The 18,307-nt window shown below is 68.2% G+C and carries 14 protein-coding genes; 9 read left to right on the forward strand and 5 right to left on the reverse strand.

Annotation, left to right across the window (positions count from 1 at the left end; translation table 11 throughout):
* Window positions 1–293 precede the first annotated feature (293 nt).
* The 6 genes from tsaE to trxA all read left to right on the forward strand — a co-directional run bounded on the left by tsaE (window position 294) and on the right by trxA (window position 9,249).
* Entirely contained in the window at window positions 294–839 is a 546-nt protein-coding gene (gene tsaE, locus QQK63_RS17045; protein ID WP_277825081.1) for a tRNA (adenosine(37)-N6)-threonylcarbamoyltransferase complex ATPase subunit type 1 TsaE, read from the forward strand.
* The gene (locus tag QQK63_RS17050) at window positions 839–1,819 is read left to right on the forward strand and encodes an aminoglycoside phosphotransferase family protein (protein ID WP_277825079.1); all 981 of its coding nucleotides are present in this window, start codon (window positions 839–841) and stop codon (window positions 1,817–1,819) included. The genes tsaE and QQK63_RS17050 overlap by 1 nt, the downstream gene beginning before the upstream one ends.
* Window positions 1,816–2,505 (forward strand): nucleotidyltransferase family protein, encoded by a 690-nt coding sequence (locus QQK63_RS17055; protein ID WP_277825077.1) that lies wholly within the window; start codon window positions 1,816–1,818, stop codon window positions 2,503–2,505. The genes QQK63_RS17050 and QQK63_RS17055 overlap by 4 nt, the downstream gene beginning before the upstream one ends.
* On the forward strand, window positions 2,498–5,485 hold the full coding sequence (gene addB, locus QQK63_RS17060; RefSeq protein WP_277825075.1) for a double-strand break repair protein AddB: 2,988 nt from the start codon (window positions 2,498–2,500) through the stop codon (window positions 5,483–5,485). The genes QQK63_RS17055 and addB overlap by 8 nt, the downstream gene beginning before the upstream one ends.
* Window positions 5,472–8,864 (forward strand): double-strand break repair helicase AddA, encoded by a 3,393-nt coding sequence (gene addA / locus QQK63_RS17065; protein ID WP_277825073.1) that lies wholly within the window; start codon window positions 5,472–5,474, stop codon window positions 8,862–8,864. The genes addB and addA overlap by 14 nt, the downstream gene beginning before the upstream one ends.
* A gap of 64 nt (window positions 8,865–8,928) precedes the next feature.
* Window positions 8,929–9,249 (forward strand): thioredoxin, encoded by a 321-nt coding sequence (gene trxA / locus QQK63_RS17070; protein ID WP_277825071.1) that lies wholly within the window; start codon window positions 8,929–8,931, stop codon window positions 9,247–9,249.
* Between the two features lie 100 nt (window positions 9,250–9,349).
* Here trxA and QQK63_RS17075 read toward each other — a convergent pair whose 3' ends face one another.
* Entirely contained in the window at window positions 9,350–11,587 is a 2,238-nt protein-coding gene (locus QQK63_RS17075) for a transglycosylase domain-containing protein (protein WP_277825069.1), read from the reverse strand.
* A 267-nt stretch (window positions 11,588–11,854) separates the two neighbouring features.
* Between QQK63_RS17075 and QQK63_RS17080 the strand changes: the two genes are divergently transcribed.
* Both QQK63_RS17080 and QQK63_RS17085 read left to right on the forward strand, forming a co-directional pair.
* Window positions 11,855–12,193, forward strand: coding sequence for a P-II family nitrogen regulator (locus tag QQK63_RS17080; RefSeq protein ID WP_277825067.1), 339 nt, complete (start codon window positions 11,855–11,857; stop codon window positions 12,191–12,193).
* Window positions 12,194–12,228: 35 nt separating this feature from the next.
* Entirely contained in the window at window positions 12,229–13,566 is a 1,338-nt protein-coding gene (locus QQK63_RS17085; protein ID WP_277825065.1) for an ammonium transporter, read from the forward strand.
* 114 nt (window positions 13,567–13,680) lie between these two features.
* Here the strand turns inward: QQK63_RS17085 and trhO are convergent, their stop codons facing one another.
* Window positions 13,681–14,586: an oxygen-dependent tRNA uridine(34) hydroxylase TrhO gene (gene trhO / locus QQK63_RS17090; protein WP_277825063.1), complete on the reverse strand. Its 906-nt coding sequence runs from the start codon at window positions 14,584–14,586 to the stop codon at window positions 13,681–13,683.
* 76 nt (window positions 14,587–14,662) lie between these two features.
* Here trhO and pncA point away from each other — a divergent pair, with 76 nt between their 5' ends.
* Window positions 14,663–15,268, forward strand: coding sequence for a bifunctional nicotinamidase/pyrazinamidase (gene pncA, locus QQK63_RS17095; RefSeq protein WP_277825061.1), 606 nt, complete (start codon window positions 14,663–14,665; stop codon window positions 15,266–15,268).
* Between the two features lie 6 nt (window positions 15,269–15,274).
* Here pncA and QQK63_RS17100 read toward each other — a convergent pair whose 3' ends face one another.
* From QQK63_RS17100 to efp, 3 genes are all read right to left on the reverse strand, one after another.
* Complete coding sequence (locus QQK63_RS17100) at window positions 15,275–16,315, reverse strand: YeeE/YedE thiosulfate transporter family protein (protein WP_277825059.1); 1,041 nt, start codon at window positions 16,313–16,315, stop codon at window positions 15,275–15,277.
* Between the two features lie 201 nt (window positions 16,316–16,516).
* Complete coding sequence (locus tag QQK63_RS17105; protein WP_277825057.1) at window positions 16,517–17,650, reverse strand: THUMP domain-containing class I SAM-dependent RNA methyltransferase; 1,134 nt, start codon at window positions 17,648–17,650, stop codon at window positions 16,517–16,519.
* A gap of 12 nt (window positions 17,651–17,662) precedes the next feature.
* On the reverse strand, window positions 17,663–18,229 hold the full coding sequence (efp, locus tag QQK63_RS17110; RefSeq protein ID WP_277825055.1) for an elongation factor P: 567 nt from the start codon (window positions 18,227–18,229) through the stop codon (window positions 17,663–17,665).
* Between the last annotated feature and the right edge of the window lie 78 nt (window positions 18,230–18,307).

Genomic DNA, 18,307 nt, shown 5'->3' on the forward strand with positions numbered 1-18,307 from the left:
AAGAGCCGCAAAAGCTCTATGCTGCGCGTGAGCCCGTCTTTCCCAAGCGCGTCTACGGCCGGTTTCGCAACCTGAAGTGGCTGATCGCGCTGGTGCCGCCGGCGCCGGATGCGATGTGCCGGGGGTGAGGCGGCGGATTGCACCTCGTCTGAAGCGGGCGTGGCGGCGTGGTTTGCTGGTTTGGGGTTTCTATTTGGAACCCGGGCTTTCGGCGTGGCGGGTCGGGGTCCGCGTGGGCCAAACCGGGCCTGTCGCGCGTTGCAGCGGCGGGGGAGATCGCTACAGTCACGGGCATGAGCCGCGCCATCATCCTGCCCGAAGATCCCGACCTTGCCGCCGCCCCGGCGGGATGGGTGGTTGTTGCCGGCCGCGCGCTGGCGGGGCCGGAGGCGACCGCCGCGCTGGCCCGCGCCATCGCGCCCGTCTTGCGGGCGGGTGACACGATCCTGTTGCAGGGGCAGTTGGGGGCCGGGAAAAGCCATTTCGCCCGCGCCTTGATCCGGGCGCTGATGGGCCCCGAGGGGGAGTGTGCCGAGATCCCGTCGCCCACCTTCACCTTGGTGCAGGCCTATGACAGCGCGGCGGGCGAGATCTTTCACGCCGATCTTTACCGGATGGGCGATCCGGGGGAATTGGTGGAACTGGGTCTGGATGCCGCCATGGAAGAGGCGATCTGCCTGATCGAATGGCCCGACCGGATCGCGCCGGATTGGCCTGCGACGGCGATCTGCCTGCGGCTCGAGACACCTGTGGGCGCGGCGGAACGGCGCGAGGTCACGATGCTGGCCCCCGAGGGGAGCGATCTGGCGGCGCGCTGCCATGTGGCGGTGGCGGCGTGATGATGGCGCAGCGGGAGGCGGGGGCAGAGGCTTTCCTGCGGGCAGCGGGCTGGGGCGATGCGGCGCGGGCCGATCTGGCGGGCGATGCCTCGGCCCGGGCGTATCTGCGGTTGACGCGCGGGGATGGTGCGCAGGCGATCTTGATGCTGGCGCCGGTGGCCGAGGTGGCGGAGCGCGACAGCCTTGCCGCCTTCCTGCGGGTCGGGGCGCATCTGCGGGCGCTGGGACTGTCGGCGCCGGAGGTGACGGCGGTCGATGCGGCGGCGGGGCTGGTCCTGATCGAGGATCTGGGGGACGGGACGCTGGCGCGGCTCTTGGTCGAGGACCGGACGGCGGCGCGGGACGCCTATGGCGTGATGGCGGCCGAAGTTTTGCCGCATCTGGCGCGCGCGGCGCTGCCGGATTGGGTGGCGCGGCCCGATGCGGCGGCGCAGGCGGGCATGATCGATCTCACACTGGGGTTGCTGCCCGATGCGGGCGCGGTGGCGGATTTGCGCCCCGCGCTGGCTGCGGCATTGGCGCGGCTCTGCCCCGGCCCGCCGGTGCTGGCCTTGCGCGATTGTCACGGGGATAACCTGATCTGGCTGCCACAGCGGCATGGCGCTGAGCGGGTGGGGCTTTTGGACCATCAGGACGCTGTGGCGCTGCCGCTTGGCTATGATCTGGCCTCCATGATCGACGATCCGCGCCGCGATCTGCCGGAGGGGTGGCGGGAGGCGTTGATCGGGGATTTCGCCGCCGCGATGGACCTGCCGGTGGCGGAGGTCGAGGCGCGTGTCGCGATCCTGTCGCTTTTGCGCAACCTGCGGATTCTGGGCATCTTTCACCGGCTGGCGACACGGCTGGGCAAGCCGTCCTATCGCGCCTTCCTGCCGCGTACGGGGGCGTTGATCGACCGGGCGGTGGCGCATCCGGCGCTGTCGGGATTGCGCGCGCCCGTGGCCGGATTGCGGGCGCAAAGCGCGGGGTGGGCGGCATGATCCGGCCCGATGTGATGATCCTTGCCGCGGGCTTCGGCACCCGGATGGGGGCCTTGACCGCCGACAGGCCCAAGCCGCTGATCGAGGTGGCCGGGCGGGCGTTGCTGGATCATGCCATCGCGGCAGCGCGCGAGGGTGGCGGGCGGATCGCGGTCAACGCCCATTACCGGGCCGCGCAGATCGCGGCGCATCTGGCGGGGATGCCGGATATTCACCTGTCGGTCGAGACGCCCGAAATCCTCGATTCCGGCGGCGGGGTGAAGCGCGCCTTGCCGCATCTGACGGGACGCCCCATCGCGACGCTCAACGCCGATGCCGTTTGGTCCGGGCCGGGGCCGATCAGGACGCTGGCAGAGGCTTGGGACGGGGCGCGGATGGGGGTTTTGATGCTGCTGGTGCCGCGGGATCGCGCGGTGGGGCGGATTGGCGGCGGCGATGTCGCCATGGATGCCCAAGGCCGCCTGACATGGGACCGGGGGGCGGAGGGGCTGGTTCATACCGGGGCGCAGTTGATCGACCCGGCCCTGATCGCGGCGCGGTCCGAGGCGGCGTTTTCCCTGCGCGAGATCTGGCAGGACCAGATGGAGAAGGGGCGGCTTTTCGGCGTGATGCATCCCGGGCGCTGGGCCGATGTGGGGCACCCCGAGGGGATCGCGCTGGCCGAGGGGATGCTGGCCGATGCGTGATCTGTTCCCCCCGATCCCCGGCCCACGGGTCTTTGCCACGCCGCTGGGCGTCGATTTCTGCGCCGCGCTGGTGGCGGGTCTGGACAAGATGCTGGCGGGTCAGCCGCCCGAGGCGATCGCACGTGTCGATCTTTATGTCGCCAATGCGCGGATGGAGCGGCGGTTGCGCGCGCTTTACCTGTCGCGGGGGGGCGGGTTCCTGCCGCGTATCCGCCCGGTTCAGGCGCTGGGCGATCAGGCCGATCTGTCGGACCTGCCCGCCGCCATCCCGCCGCTGCGGCTGCGGCTGGAACTGGTGCAGCTGATCGGCAAGCTGTTGGACGCGCAGCCGACGCTTGCGCCGCGGTCGGCGCTCTACGATCTGGCCGACAGTCTGGCCGACCTGATGGGCGAGATGTTCGAGGAAGGCGTCACGCCCGAGGCCATCGCGGCGCTCGACGTGGGCGATCACGCGATCCATTGGCAGCGCGCGCAGGCTTTTCTGGAGCTGGTCACCCATTTCCTGAGGGAGGAAACCGCGCTGACGCGCGAGGCGCGGCAGACCCGGATCGTCGCCCGGCTGGCGCGGCAATGGCAGGGTCAGCCGCCAAGCCATCCGGTGATCGTCGCAGGTTCCACCGGGTCGCGGGGGGCGACGGCGCAACTGATGGAGGCGGTGGCGCGTCTGCCGCAGGGTGCGGTGATCTTGCCCGGCATCGACCGCGATCTGCCGCGCGAGATCTGGGCGCGGCTTTTGGAGGAGCGGCGCGAGGGGCTGGATGGCGAGGATCATCCGCAATTCCGGCTGGCGAAATTCGCGGAACGGTTGGCGCTCGACCCCATGGACATTCCCGATTGGCCGGGATCGGAGCGGCCGCGCGGCGGGCGGGGGGCGGTGATCTCGCTTGCGTTGCGGCCTGCGCCCGTCACCGACCAATGGTTGACCGAGGGGCCGCGCCTGACCGGGCTGGAGGAGGCCTTCGCAGGCGTCACATGGCTGGAGGCCCCCAACCCGCAGGCGGAGGCGACCGCCATCGCGTTGCGCCTGCGCGAGGCGGTGGACAAGGGCCAGCGCGCGGCGGTGATCGCATCCGACCGGACCCTGACGCGGCAGGTCACGGCGGCCTTGGCGCGGTGGGGCATCTTGCCCGATGACAGCGCGGGCCAACCCCTGTCGCTGTCGGCGCCAGGGCGGTTCTTGCGCCATGTTGCCGAGCTGGAGGCGACGCCGCTGGATCCCGAGGCGTTGGCGGTGATCTTGAAACATCCCCTGTGCCACAGCGGGGCGGACCGGAACGACCATCTGCGCCGCGCCCGCGATCTGGAGGTTCAGGTGCTGCGCGCCCGGCCCGGTCTGCCGTCGCGGGGGGTGTTGGTCGATTGGGCCGAGAAGCGGCCCGCAGATGCGGGTGCGATGGCGTGGGTCACGTGGCTGGCCGATACGCTGTTGGTCGCGCCCCAGCCCGAGCCCCTGCCGATGCAGGCCCGTGTCGCGCGGCATCTGGCGCGGGCCGAGCGGCTGGCGGGCGGTTCTGCCGCCGAAGGGTCGGGCGAATTGTTCGACAAGGAACCGGGCGAGGCCGCGCGGCAGCTGATGGAGGATCTGACCGCCGAGGCGGGGGCGGGCGGGCCGATCGGCGCCACGGATTACCGCGATCTTTTCACCGCGCTGACCCGTGACCGGGAGGTGCGGCAATCGCTGTTTCCCCATGCCGATATCCTGATCTGGGGCACGCAGGAGGCGCGGGTGCAGGGCGCGGACCTGATCATCCTTGCGGGGTTGAACGAGGGCGCATGGCCCGCCGCGCCACCCGCCGATCCGTGGCTGAACCGCAGCCTCAGGGCGGCGGCGGGGCTGCGCCTGCCGGACCGGGTGATCGGGTTGGCCGCGCATGATTTCCAGCAAGGCATTGCCGCGCCCGAGGTCTGGCTGACGCGGGCGAAACGGGATGCCGAGACCGATACCGTGCCCTCGCGCTGGTTGAACCGGCTGCACAACCTGCTGGCGGGGTCGGGCGAGGCGGCGGTGCAGGCGCTGGCCGGGATGGAGGCGCGGGGGGCGCGGTATCTGGCGCTGGCCGAGAGGTTGCTGACGCCTGCGGCCAGCGTCGATTTCGAGCCCCGCCCGGCCCCGCAACCGCCCGCCGAGGCGCGCCCCCGGCTGTTGAGCGTGACCGAGGTGGAGGTGCTGATCCGCGATCCCTACGCGATCTATGCGCGCCGGGTGCTGCGGCTGCGCAAGCTTGATCCGTTGCGCGGCGATGCCGATGCGCGGGCGCGGGGTACGGTGTTGCACAAGGTGATGGAGCGTTTCGTCAAAGGGACCCCGGAGGGATTGCCCGATGCCGACACGGCGCTGGTGCAGTTGATGGACCTGACCGATGCGGTTCTGGCCGAGGAGGCACCATGGCCCGCCGCCCGCCGCCTGTGGCGCGCGCGCATGGCGCGGGTCGCGGGGTTTTTCCTTGCCACCGAGGTGGAGCGGCGGGCCAAGGGCACCCCGGAGATCATCGAGATCAAGGGCGATTGGGAGGTGCCGGGCACGGGCGTCACGCTGCGCGGCAAGGGCGACCGGATCGACCGGCTGCAGGACGGGCGTTTGGCGATCTACGATTACAAGACCGGCACGCCGCCCGAGGCCAAGGAGGAAAAGCATTTCACCAAGCAGCTGTGGCTGATGGCCTTGATGGCGGAAGGGGGCAGTTTCGGACTGTCGCCCGGTCAGATCGTGGCGGAGGCGGCCTATATCGGTCTGGGGTCCAGCCCGGTGATCGTGGGCTATGAGGTGGACCGCGCGGAACTGGCCGAGGTCGCGGCGGGGTTCCGGCGGCGGCTTTTGCATCTTTTGGACCCGCAGAGCGGATTTGCCTCGCGCAGGTCGGTGAAATACACCCGGTTCCCCGGTGATTTCGACCAATTGGCCCGCCATGGCGAATGGGACGAGACGCAGGAGCCCAAGCTGATCCCCGTGGGCCGGACGGGAGGGGATGGCGATGGATGATGCGACGCGCGCGCAGGTGCGCGCTGCCGATCCGGCGACATCGACGTGGCTGTCGGCCAATGCGGGGTCGGGCAAGACGCGGGTTTTGACCGACCGAGTGGCGCGGCTGCTGCTCGACGGGGTGCGGCCCGAGCATATCCTGTGCCTGACCTACACCAAGGCGGCGGCGATGGAGATGCAGAACCGCCTGTTCAAGCGTCTGGGCGAATGGGCGATGAAGGATGACGCGGCCCTGACCCATGCCCTGACCGAGATCGGTGTCGAGGGGCTGTCGGCGGAGTTGTTGGGGCGTGCGCGGACGCTCTTTGCGCGTGCCATCGAAACGCCGGGCGGGCTGAAGATCCAGACGATCCATTCCTTTTGCGCCTCGGTCCTGCGGCGGTTCCCGCTGGAGGCGGGCGTCAGCCCCGGGTTCACCGAGATCGACGAGCGGGTTCAGGCGCGGCTGATCGTCGATCTTTTGGACCGGATGGCGGAGGACGGCCGGACGCGCGGAGTTGTCGATCTGGCGGCGGCCGCCTTGAGCGAGGATGACGGGTTGGAACGTCTGGCGCGCGCCGTCGCGGACGAGGTCGAGGCGTTGGAGGCCCCGTGGGATTGGGCGGCGATCTGCGACTGGGCCGGGATCGCGCCGGATCTGGACGAGGCGGATCTGGTGGGGATGGCGCTGGACGGGTCGGAGGCCGATCTGGCCAAGGCGCTGGCCGGTCATCTGGACCCCGACGTCAAGACGCAAGCCAAGATGGCCGAGCGGCTGTTGGCCCTGCCGTGGGAGACGATGACGTTATCCGGCCTTGAGGAGTTGGAGGCGCTGTGCCTGACGCAATCGGGCCTGAAGGAAGGGCAGCCCAAGGCCATCGCCAATGCCGCGGTCCGCAAGGCGATGGGTCCCGATCTTGTGGCGGCCTATGACGATCTGGCCGAGCGTCTGGCGCAGGTGCGTCCCCTGCGGCTGGGGTTCCTGACCGCGCGGCGCACCGATGCCCTGCACCGGTTCGCAGCGGCCTTTCTGCCGCTTTATGCGCAGGCCAAGGCGCAGCGTGGCTGGCTCGATTTCGACGACCTGATCCGGGCGACCCGCAAACTGTTGACCAGCCGCGACATGGCGCAATGGGTGTTGTTCCGTCTGGATGGCGGGATCGACCACATCCTTGTCGACGAAAGCCAGGACACGAGCCCCGCGCAATGGCAGATCGTGGCACGACTGGCCGAGGAATTCGCAAGCGGTCAGGGTGCGCGGCCCGACGTGCCGCGCACGATCTTTGTCGTGGGCGACAAGAAACAGTCGATCTATTCGTTCCAAGGGGCGGATCCGCGCGGCTTTGACCGGATGCGCGACCATTTCGAAGCCCGCCATGCCGAGGCCGGCCTGCCGTTCCAGCCTGCCGAGCTGATCCATTCCTTCCGATCCGCGCCGGTGATCTTGTCGCTTGTCGACCGGGTGGCAGCAGGGGCAGGCGAGCCGGGAGTGGGCCCCGATGTGCGCCACAGCGCGTTTTTCGAGCACAAGCCGGGGCGCGTCGATCTGTGGCCGGTCGTGCCCGCGACGCCGTCGAACGCCGAACAGGTGGCGTGGGACGATCCGCAGGACATCGTGTCGGACGATCATCACAGCAGCATCCTTGCCAAAAGGATCGCGGAGCGGATCGGGGCGATGCTGGCGGCGGGGGAGCCGATCTGGACCAAGAATGGACCCCGCCCGATCGAGGCGGAGGATATCTTGATCCTCGTACAGCGCCGCTCGCCGTTGTTTCGCAAGATCATCGCGGCGCTCAAGACCGCGTCCCTGCCGGTGGCGGGGGTGGACCGGGCGCAGATCGCGGAACCTTTGGCGGTGCGCGACCTGATCGCTTTGATGCGGTTTCTGGCGCTGCCCGAGGATGACCTGTCGCTGGCTTGCGTGTTGCGTTCGCCCATCGTGGGGTTGTCGGAGGATGCGCTGTTCCGGCTGGCCCATGGGCGGGAGGAGAAAAAGGTTCTTTGGCGTGAATTGTGGGATCGGGCCGGGGAATGGCCGGACGCCGTCGCCTTGCTGGACGATCTGCGCAGGCAGGCCGATTTCCTGCGGCCCTACGATCTGCTGGAACGGGTGTTGATCCAGCATGGCGCGCGGCTGCGCTTGATCGCGCGGCTGGGGCCCGAAGCGGAGGACGGCATCGACGCGATGCTGTCGCAGGCCTTGGCCTACGAGGCGATCGAGGTGCCGAGCTTGACGGGCTTTGTCGGGTGGCTCGATTCCGGGCAGGTGACGGTCAAGCGCGATCTGGCCAAGCCCAATGGCCAGATCCGGGTGATGACGGTGCACGGGGCCAAGGGGTTGGAGGCGCCGGTGGTGATCTTGCCCGATACCGCGATCCAGCAGGGGCGTGGCGGCGGATCGAGGATCCAGCTGGTGACGCCCGAGGGTGGGCCGCTGGTCTGGGCCAGATCGGCGGATGCGCCCGAGGATGTGCGCGCAGCCCTGGCCGCCCGCGCGCGGGCCGAGGCCGAGGAGCGCAACCGGCTGCTCTATGTTGCCATGACCCGCGCCGAAAGCTGGTTGATCGTGGCCGCGGCGGGTCAGACCGACACCAAGGAGAACGATCCGGCGAAAAGCTGGTACGCGACGATCCGCGCCGCGATGGAGGAAGAGGGGGCAGCCCCCCTGATCCTGCCGGACGAGCCCGATCCGGGTTTGCGGTTGCAGGCGGGGGATTGGACCTGTCTGGCCCCTGCCGCGCAGGATGGGCCGGGCCTGCCGGATCTTCCGGTCTGGGCGCGTGAGCCTGCCCCGGCATCGCCGCGCGAGGTCAAGGCGCGCACACCCTCGGACCTTGGCGGGGCCAAGGTGGTGGTGGGGGCCATGGAGGGGCTGGAGGAACAGGCGGCGCTGCGGCGGGGAACCCTGATCCACCTGCTGCTCGAGCATTTGCCCCGTCTGCCGGAGGCCGGTTGGGCCACGGCCGCCCCCGGGATCGTGGCGCAGGTGCCGGGCGAGGTGCCGGAGGCGGAACTGGCGGACCTGATGGCAGAGGCGGTGGGGGTTCTGACCACGCCGGGCCTTGCGCCCCTGTTCGCGCCCGAGACACTGGCCGAGGTGACGCTGACCGGCGACAGCGCGGCGCTGGGCGGTCCGATGCTGGGCGTGATCGACCGGCTGATCGTGGCCGAGGGGCGGGTTCTGACGGTGGATTTCAAGACCAATGCCGTGGTGCCCGAGAGCGTCGAGGCCGTGCCCGAGGGCCTCAAGCGGCAGATGGGGGCCTATGCCGCGATGCTCGGGCCGCTCTATCCGGGGCGCGAGATCGCGACCGCGATCTTGTGGACGCGGAGCGCGACCCTGATGGAGCTGCCACACGATGTCGTGTCTGCGGCGCTGGCGCGCGCAAGCACTGCTTGACCCTGTGACGGGCCGTCCTTAGGTTCCTCAGCCGACACACATACCGCCAGGAGGGCCAGACGCCATGGCAACCGTTTCCGTTTCCGACGCCACCTTCGACGCCGAGGTGCGCCAGTCCGACATCCCCGTGGTGGTGGATTTCTGGGCCGAGTGGTGCGGCCCCTGCAAGCAGATCGGCCCCGCGCTGGAAGAGCTGTCCGAAGAATATGCGGGCCGCGTGAAGATCGTGAAGGTCAACGTGGACGAGAACCCGCAATCGCCGATGCAGATGGGTGTGCGCGGCATCCCGGCGCTGTTCATGTTCAAGGGCGGCGAAGTGATCTCCAACAAAATCGGCGCGGCCCCCAAGGCGGCGCTTCAGAAATGGATCGAAGAGGCGGTGTGACACCACCCGTCGCCGCGACGACAAAGGCGCCCCGCGGGGCGCCTTTTTCTTTGGTCAGGGCGTGTCGCATGTTCCGGACGCGCCGGTTTCGCGCCACAGGCTAGTTGCGGCCCAGAAGCCCGTTGAGCACCCGCATCAGGATCTGGTCGGCGTCATCTTGCGGGGCGGGGCCAAGGAGCGTGCCGCGCGGCGGGGGTGTGCCGATGATGCCGTCCGGGCCGTATTCCACCACCTGCGGGTCGCGCCGACCCTCTTGCGCGGGGTCGATCATGGGCAGGGGGCGGGGGGTGAGATCGCGGTGGATGCGTTCCATCGTCTGCCGCCACAATTCGGCGGGCAGGCCGCCGCCCGTGACGCCGGACAGCGGCGTGTTGTCGTCATATCCCATCCAGACGCCCGCGACGTAATCGGCGGTGAAGCCGATGAACCACGCGTCGCGCTGGCTGTTGGTGGTGCCGGTCTTGCCGGCGACAGGGCGGTCGGGAAGGCGCGCGCGCTGGCCCGTGCCCTGGGCCACGGCGACAGACATCATGTAGGTCAGTTGCCGCGCCGCACCTTCGGAGATCACCCGTTCCTGGATGCCGGTCGTCTGTTCGAAAAGCGGGCGGTCATCCCCGATCAGGCGCAATTCCTGCACGCCGTAGGGCTGCACGGCGGAGCCGCCGTTCAGGATGCCGGCATAGGCCCCGGTCATCTCGATCAGGGTGGATTCCGAGGCCCCGAGCGCAAGCGCCGGGCCATCGGCCAGATCGCTTTCGATGCCGAATTGGGCTGCGACCGTGCGGACGGCATCGCGCCCCACCTCTTCCGACAGGCGGACGGCGGCGGTGTTGAGCGATTGGCGCAGTGCCTCGGTCAGCGTCACCTCGCCGTAGAATTCGCCAGTGTAATTCTCGGGCGACCATGGACCCGATCCGGGGATGTTGAGCGTGAGCGGCGCGTCGAGGATCAGGTCGTCGAAACGCCAGCCGAGTTCGAGGGCGGCGGCATAGACGAAGGGTTTGAAGCTTGACCCGGTCTGGCGCATCGCCTGTGTCGCGCGGTTGAAGAGGCCCGTGCCGGCCGTGTCGCGCCCGCCCACCATGGCGCGGACCGCCCCATCGGCGGACATCACGACGATGGCGGCCTGCGCCTCGGAGCCCTCGCGGACCTGATTGGCGAAGACGTCTTCGAGCGCGGCTTCGGCGGCGGCCTGCATCGCGGGGTCGAAGGTGGTGCGGATCGTCACGTCCTCGGTGGTTTCCCCGGTCAGGAAGTCGGGGCCGGTCGACATGATCCAGTCGGCGAAGGCCCCGCCGGTATCTTGCCGCGCGCGGTCGGACAGGATGGCGGGGTTGGCCTGCGCCGCGGCCGCCTGTTCGGCGGTCAGGTAGCCCTGATCCTCCATCAGGCGCAGCACGGTCGAGGCGCGGCGCTGCGCCCGGTCCAGATCACGGGTCGGCGCGTAATAGGAGGGGGCAACCAGAAGCCCCGCCAGCATCGCGGATTGCTGCGGGTTCAGATCGGCGGAGGAGGTGGCGAAATAGCGCTGCGCCGCCGCCTCGAACCCGCGCGTGCCCGCCCCGAGGAAGGCGCGGTTCATGTAGACCGACAGGATTTCATCCTTGGTGTAGCGGAATTCCATCGCCAGCGCGAAGGGCACCTCTTGGATCTTGCGCCACAGGGTGGTGCGGCGGCAGTCCTGTTCGTAATCGGCCTCGCTTTCCCAGGTGTCGGGGTCGTAGGGCACGCCCAGACACATGAGTTTCGCCACCTGCTGCGTGATGGTGGAGCCGCCATGGCCAGACAGGGGGCCGCGCCCCTCGCTCAAGTTGATGCGGATCGCGCTGGCGATGCCGCGCGGGCTGACGCCCAGATGGCGGTAGAAGCGCCGGTCCTCGGTCGCGACGATGGCGTTGACCAGATGCGGGCTGACGGTTGCGGGGTCGATCGCGCCGCCGAATTGTTCGCCCCGCCACGCAAAGACATTGCCGTTGCGGTCGAGCATGGTGACGGAGCCGCGATAGCGGGCATCCACAGCGGCGGCGAGATCGGGGAGCTGCGCGTAGTAATAGGCGGTCGCGGCCCCAAGGAGCAGCATGACCGCCACCGTGCCGCGCCAGATCACGCCCCAGATGATGCGCCAGACAAACCGCACAAGCGCCGCGATCCAGCCCAGCGGGCCACGGGGGCGCGGACGCGGCGCGCGGCCCCTGCGGCGGCGGGTGGAGCCGCTGCCGCCCGATGCGGATTTGCGCGCTGCGGTCTGGGATTTCTGCGCGGGCCCGGGCCTGCGGTCGGCCACGATGCTGCGCCGCCCGCCGGGCGCGGAACGACGGCCTGATCCGGATGAACTCATGACGATTGCCTGCCTCGTTTTCACGCAAGATAGGCAAAAACGAGTCGGTTGTAGACCCCTCTCGCCGCGCCGCCGCATTTTTTACCTGCATAAAAAACACGCTTTCAAATTTTTAAGCACAAATTTTAGGCGATTTCTGCCGGGAGTTGTGCCCCAATGGCGCGGATGCGTTGCCCTGAAGCGTCTGTGTCCGTGATTTGGGCCCGTGACGTTCACGGGGCTGCGGCCTTGGGGGCGAACCGGAACAGCAACCGGAAGGGGTAAGACGTGAAACTCATCATCGCAGCGATCAAGCCGTTCAAGCTCGAGGAGGTCCGGGAAGCCCTGACCGCAATCGGCGTGCGCGGCATGATGGTGACCGAGATCAAGGGCTTTGGCTCGCAATCCGGCCACACCGAAATCTACCGCGGCGCGGAATACGCCGTGAATTTCGTCCCGAAAGTGAAGCTCGAGATCGTGGTCTCGGACGGCATGGCCGACCAGGTGGTCGATACCATCCAGAAGACGGCCAAGACCGACAAGATCGGCGACGGCAAGATCTTCGTCCTCGACGTGCAGAGCGCCGTGCGTGTCCGCACCGGCGAGACCAACGACGACGCGGTCTGACCGCGCGACCTTTCGACGATAAGGAAACCGAAGAGATGAAAACCAAGTATCTCCTTCCCTTGGCAGCCGCGGCGACCGCCACGCTTCTGCCGGGTCTGGGCCTCGCGCAGGATGCAGAAATGTCGACCGCGCCCGCGCTCGAGACCTCCTACATCTTCACCACGCTGCTGTTCCTGATCGGCGGCTTCCTCGTGTTCTGGATGGCCGCGGGCTTTGCCATGCTCGAGGCGGGCCTCGTGCGCTCCAAGAACGTCACGATGCAGCTGACCAAGAACATCGCGCTCTTCTCGATCGCGGCTGTGATGTACTGGCTGGTGGGCTTCAACCTGATGTATCCCGGCGATGGCTGGATGATCGCAGGCTGGCTGGGTCCGTTCTTTGCCATCACCTCGCTCGAGCCCGTGGGTCTTGCTGCAGAAGCAGCGACGCTGGATTACGCATCGGTCGGGTCCGACTTCTTCTTCCAGCTGATGTTCTGCGCGACGACCGCGTCGATCGTGTCGGGCACGCTGGCCGAGCGGATCAAGCTGTGGCCCTTCCTCGTCTTCGTTGTCGTGCTGACCGGCTTCATCTACCCGATCGAAGCATCCTGGCAGTGGGGCGGCGGCTGGCTGTCCGAAGCGGGCTTCTCCGACTTCGCCGGCTCGACGCTGGTGCACGCAGCAGGTGGTTTCGCAGCGCTCGCCGGTGCGATCATCCTCGGGCCGCGGATTGGCAAGTACGGCAAGGACGGCAAGGTCAACCCGATGCCGGGTTCCAACCTCGCGCTTGCCACGCTGGGTACGTTCATCCTGTGGCTGGGTTGGTTCGGCTTCAACGGCGGCTCGCAGCTGGCCATGGGCACCGTGGGTGACGTGACCGACGTGTCCCGCATCTTCGCCAACACCAACATGGCGGCGGCTGCCGGTGCCATCGCGGCGCTGATCCTGACGCAGGTGATGTACGGCAAGGTCGACCTGACCATGGTGCTGAACGGCGCGCTGGCCGGCCTCGTGTCGATCACCGCAGGCCCGCTCGACCCGTCGCTCTTCGGGGCGCTGTGGATCGGTGCCATCGGCGGCGTCATCGTGGTCTTCGCTGTCCCGATGCTGGACAAGATGAAGATCGACGACGTTGTCGGCGCCATCCCTGTCCACCTGATCGCGGGTTTCTGGGGCACGCTGGCCGTCCCCTTCTACACCGAGGGCACCAGCTTCGGCACGCAGATCATGGGCTTTGCCGCCATCGGCGCCTTCGTCTTCGTCACCTCGCTGATCGTGTGGGTCATCCTCAAGGCAGTCATGGGCCTGCGCCCGAGCGAAGAGGACGAAGTCAACGGTCTGGACGTGTCGGAACTGGGCATGGAAGCCTATCCCGACTTCACCAAAGGCTGATCCGAACCTCCCTTCGGACAGACAAGGGAAAGGGGCGCCTCCGGGCGCCCTTTTTTCGTGGCCTGATGGTAGGCTGTGGTTGGTGGGCTGTGGTTGGTGGGCAGATTGCCCACCCTACCGGATGGCGAGATGGGTTTCCCCGCGGGCCTCGGCCAGCTTGATCTGGCGCTGGCGTTCGCGGAAGCGCGCGCGGTCCTCGTCGGAGTAGTCGCCGACGCAGAGGTGGCATTGCACCCCCTCCTCGAACTCGGGGCGGGCGCGATCCTCGGGCAGGATGGGCCGGCGGCAGGCGCGGCACAGTTGATGGGGCAAGGGTTGCAGCCCATGGCCGACAGCCACCCGTTCGTCGAAGACGAAACAGCCGCCATCCCAAAGGCTCTGATCCTCGGGCACCTCTTCGAGGTATTTCAGGATGCCGCCCTTGAGGTGGTAGACCTCTTCCACCCCCTGCGCCTTGAGAAAGGCGGTGGATTTCTCACAGCGGATGCCGCCGGTGCAGAACATCGCCACCCGCTTGTTGTGAAAGCGGTCGCGGTTGGCCGCCCACCAGGCCGGGAAATCGCGGAAACTGGCCGTTTCGGGATCGACCGCGCCCCGGAAACTGCCGATGGCGACCTCGTAATCGTTGCGCGTGTCGATCACGGCGACATCGGGCGCGGAAATCAGCGCGTTCCAGTCAGCGGGGTCCACATAGGTGCCGACAAGGCTGCGCGGATCGGTGCCCGGCACGCCCATGGTCACGATCTCGCGCTTGATCCGCACCTTCATCCGGCCGAATGGCATGGTTTCCGACGTGCTTTCCTTCCAGTCCAGATCGGCGCAACCGGGCAGGCCGCGGATATGCGACAGCACCGCGTCGATGCCGGCGCGCGAGCCTGCGATGGTGCCGTTGACTCCCTCGCCCGCCAAGAGAAGCGTGCCGCGTACGCCCTGCGCCACGCACAGGTCCAAAAGCGGCCCGCGCAGCGCCGCAGGATCGGGAAAGGCGGTGAACTTGTAGAGCGCTGCCACGATGATCATGCGCGGCCAGATACGCCGTTGCACCCCGCGCCTCAAGGCGTAGGCTGGTCGCACCCGAGTGTGACCGGAGGCCCCGATGCAAGACGCGACCCATGCCCTTCTCGTCATCGACGTGCAGAACGACTTCTGCCCCGGCGGCGCGCTGGCCGTGCCCGAAGGCGATCGGATCGTGCCGGGCATCAACGCGCTGATGGATGAGTTCGCCAGCGTGATCCTGACGCAAGATTGGCACCCGGCCGATCACCTGTCCTTTGCCAGCCAGCACCGGGGCCGTGCGCCGATGGAACTGACCCAGATGCCCTATGGGCCGCAGGTGCTGTGGCCCGATCATTGCGTACAGGGAACGGGAGGCGCGGAGTTTCACCCTGGCCTGCGGGTGACCCGGGCGGAGTTGATCCTGCGCAAGGGGTTTCGCCGCAAGATCGACAGCTATTCGGCCTTTTTCGAGAACGACAAGAAAACGCCCACGGGGCTTGAGGGTTACCTGAGAACGCGGGGCATCACGGCGCTGACGCTGGTGGGGCTGGCCACGGATTTCTGCGTGAATTTCTCGGCGGTCGATGCGGCGCGGCTCGGCTTCGATGTCACCGTGCGGCAGGATCTGTGCCGCGCCATCGATTTTGACGGATCGCTATCGGCCGCGCGGGATGGAATGGCTCAGGCGGGCGTGACGCTCGCCTGAAGCCCGTTACTCCGCTGGTACGACGCCACGCCCCAGCCCGCGCCGGTTCAGCACGGCATCGGCGCCAAGGATGCCCGCCACGATGGCGACAAAGGCGATGAGCGCCGCGATGCCCAGCGTCGGCAGACCGGCAAGCCCCGCGCCGACAGTGCAACCGCCCGCCAGAACGCCGCCCACACCCATCAGGGCGGCGCCGCCAAGGCTACGGCCCATCTGGCCCGCGCTGTCGAAGCTTTCCCAGGCAAAGCGCCGCGACAGGAGTGCGGCCACCAGCGATCCGGCCAGAACGCCGCCGATCAGCCCTGCGCCAAAGCCCGCATTGGTCACGCTGGCCGCGACACCCCAGAACAGCGCCTCGGCCCAAGGACCGGTGAAGGCCAGACCTTCGAGGGGGATGGCGTCGAATTCGTCATAAAGCACATAGCCCGTGCCGACCCAAGCCAGCGGCACAAGTGCCCCGATCAGCGCGCCGCCGAGCAGCATCGGGGCAGACACCCGCGACCGCAACACGACCAAGAGCGCGAAGCCAGCGATCACTGCCGCCCAGATCCAGCCCGCGCCCGGCGGCACGCCGCCAAGCGACAGCGTGACCGAGCCAAGCACCATGCGCAGCGGCGCAAGCGCGCCCTGAAGGGTGGCATGGGCCGCCACCGCCGCAACCAGGATCGCCACCAGCGCCCGCAGGTTGCCGGTTGCCGACAGCACGGTCAGCCGCGACAGGCAACCGCGCGCCAGCACCGTGCCCAGCCCGAACAACAGACCACCGACGACAAGGCCCAGAACCGCGACAGGTTCGGATTGAAAGCGATGCGCCTCGAAACTCACCAGACCGGCTGCCACCGCGCCCTGAGTGCCCAGCACGGCCACCGCAAGTGCAAGCGCCCAGACGCCGCGCGCCTCGCTTCGATCCTCGGCCGGTCCGATCAAGGCACGCCGCAGGCAGAACCGCGTCAGCATCGCCAGCGCCCCGAAAGCAAGCCCGACGATCAGGCCGAACCAGACCGAGGCGGTTTGCGGGGTCATCTCAAGACCAAGCGTTTCGAACATCGCGCATCTCCAGATCGGGCCTTCCAAATGCCCATCGCGCGGACCTAGACCGCTCCGTGCTGGTCTTCAAGGGCAGCGGGAAGGAAGCTATCGCGCCGATACGGCACCATGTGAAACGCTTGTTCCGAATTCCCGGGGCGTCGAAACAGACATAGGGGCGCATGTTCCGCCCTCGGGCCACCGGTCCCTATTTTGCACCTCTCACGCGATGCGCCCGCGCCAAAGCCAGACCTTGGTGCCGGAATGATCGACAGGCCCCAGCGCCTCCAGCCCCAGCCCGGTCGCCTGCGCCAGCCCCTTGTCGCTGGTGATGATCCCGACCTGCCAGCCGGAAAACCGCGCCTTCAGCGTCGCGCCGAGCGCGCCATAGACTGCGAAAAGCAATTTGCGTTCCCCGATCCGCGCCCCGTACGGCGGGTTTGTCAGGACGATGCCTGGCTCCACCCCCTCGGGCGGCACAAGGTCGCTGACCGTCTGCCGGGTGAAGAGGCAGATCTCCGACAGCCCCGCCCGCTCGGCATTGCCACGCGCCCCCCGGATCGCGCCGTCATCCCGGTCGAAGCCGAAAAACCGCGCGCCCCCTTCATCTTCCTCCAAATACGGCGGGGAGCGCGAGGGGCAGGGCCCCTCGCTCCCGCCGCCGACCAGATGGGCAAAGGCGAAATCGCGCGACCGGCCCGGCACAAGGTCCAAGGCGATCTCGGCGGCTTCCATCGGGATCGTGCCGGATCCGCACATCGGATCGACGACCGCCTGCGTCCCGTCGAACCCCATCTGCCAGAGAAATCCCGCTGCCATGGTTTCTCGCAGCGGGGCCTTGCCGACGAAGCTCTTGTGGCCGCGCCGGTGCAACGGCTCGCCCGTGGTGTCGAGCGAGATTGTGCACAGATCATCCTCGATCCGCGCTTTCAGCGTGATCGCGGCATCGCCCGACACCGGGATGCCGGCGGCCGCGATGGCACCTGCGATGCGCTGGGCCGCAGCCTTGTGGTGGTAGATCCGCGAGGCGCGGCAGACGGCCTCGACCCGCACGGGTTGATCGGGGCTGAGCCAGTCCGCCCATGGCAGTTTGCGCGCGCGCTTGTCGAGTTGGGCCAGATGCAGCGCGCGAAAGGCTGCGACACGCCACAGGACGCGCACGGCGCAGCGCAGGACAAGGTTGGCGCGGATCGCCTCGGGGAGGCCTCCCGCCACCTCGACCCCGCCGGGCAGGACCGTCACGCCGGAAAAACCCTTCGCCGTCGCTTCGGCGGCCAGCGGCGCTTCCAGCCCCGGCACAGCCACAAGAAACAAACCGCCCGGCGCCGTCACCGGGCCGGGCGCATCATCGGCCATCGCGGACAGCCCTCAATCCTTGGCGCGTTCGACGTAGGTGGCATCCTCGGTGTTCACCACCACGCGGGTGCCGACGCCGATATGGGGCGGAACCATCACGCGCACGCCATTGTCCGCGGTCGCGGGCTTGTAGGAGGAAGAGGCCGTCTGCCCCTTCACGACCGGTTCGGTCTCCATGATCTCGACCGTCACCTTTTGCGGCAGCTCGATCGCGATGGCGATCCCATTGTGGACCGAAAGGTAGACCGACATGCCGTCTTGCAGCCAGACCTTGCCGTCGCCCACGACATCCTCGGTCACGGTGATCTGTTCGTAGCTGGTGGGCTCCATGAAATGGTAGCCTTCGCCATCGGCATAGAGGAAGGTATAGCTGCTTTCCTCGACATGGGCGCGCATCACGCCTTCGGTGGTTTTCCAGCGTTCGCTGACCTTGGTGCCATTGTCGATGCGCCGCATGTCCACCTGCGTCACGGGGGTGCCCTTGCCGGGGTGGAAATTTTCGGCCTTGAGGATGACGTAGAGAACGCCGTCGATATCGACGACATTGCCCTTGCGCAGCTGGGACGCGATGACCTTCATGACAAGCCTCCAGAACTTGATGTCGCTTGAGGGCCTGCCGCCCCCGCGTTAGAGGCAGCCGTTACCGCATCCGCCGCG

The sequence above is a fragment of the Roseicyclus marinus genome, from assembly GCF_030163795.1.
Classification (GTDB): domain Bacteria; phylum Pseudomonadota; class Alphaproteobacteria; order Rhodobacterales; family Rhodobacteraceae; genus Roseicyclus; species Roseicyclus marinus.

What these genes read in the sequence shown, in the direction of transcription:
- tsaE (WP_277825081.1), top strand. Translation starts at nt 294, where the DNA reads ATGAGCCGCGCCATCATCCTGCCCGAAGATCCCGACCTTGCCGCCGCC.
- QQK63_RS17050 (WP_277825079.1), top strand. Translation starts at nt 839, where the DNA reads ATGATGGCGCAGCGGGAGGCGGGGGCAGAGGCTTTCCTGCGGGCAGCG.
- QQK63_RS17055 (WP_277825077.1), top strand. Translation starts at nt 1,816, where the DNA reads ATGATCCGGCCCGATGTGATGATCCTTGCCGCGGGCTTCGGCACCCGG.
- addB (WP_277825075.1), top strand. Translation starts at nt 2,498, where the DNA reads ATGCGTGATCTGTTCCCCCCGATCCCCGGCCCACGGGTCTTTGCCACG.
- addA (WP_277825073.1), top strand. Translation starts at nt 5,472, where the DNA reads ATGGCGATGGATGATGCGACGCGCGCGCAGGTGCGCGCTGCCGATCCG.
- trxA (WP_277825071.1), top strand. Translation starts at nt 8,929, where the DNA reads ATGGCAACCGTTTCCGTTTCCGACGCCACCTTCGACGCCGAGGTGCGC.
- QQK63_RS17075 (WP_277825069.1), bottom strand. Translation starts at nt 11,587, where the DNA reads ATGAGTTCATCCGGATCAGGCCGTCGTTCCGCGCCCGGCGGGCGGCGC.
- QQK63_RS17085 (WP_277825065.1), top strand. Translation starts at nt 12,229, where the DNA reads ATGAAAACCAAGTATCTCCTTCCCTTGGCAGCCGCGGCGACCGCCACG.
- trhO (WP_277825063.1), bottom strand. Translation starts at nt 14,586, where the DNA reads ATGATCATCGTGGCAGCGCTCTACAAGTTCACCGCCTTTCCCGATCCT.
- pncA (WP_277825061.1), top strand. Translation starts at nt 14,663, where the DNA reads ATGCAAGACGCGACCCATGCCCTTCTCGTCATCGACGTGCAGAACGAC.
- QQK63_RS17100 (WP_277825059.1), bottom strand. Translation starts at nt 16,315, where the DNA reads ATGTTCGAAACGCTTGGTCTTGAGATGACCCCGCAAACCGCCTCGGTC.
- QQK63_RS17105 (WP_277825057.1), bottom strand. Translation starts at nt 17,650, where the DNA reads ATGGCCGATGATGCGCCCGGCCCGGTGACGGCGCCGGGCGGTTTGTTT.
- efp (WP_277825055.1), bottom strand. Translation starts at nt 18,229, where the DNA reads ATGAAGGTCATCGCGTCCCAGCTGCGCAAGGGCAATGTCGTCGATATC.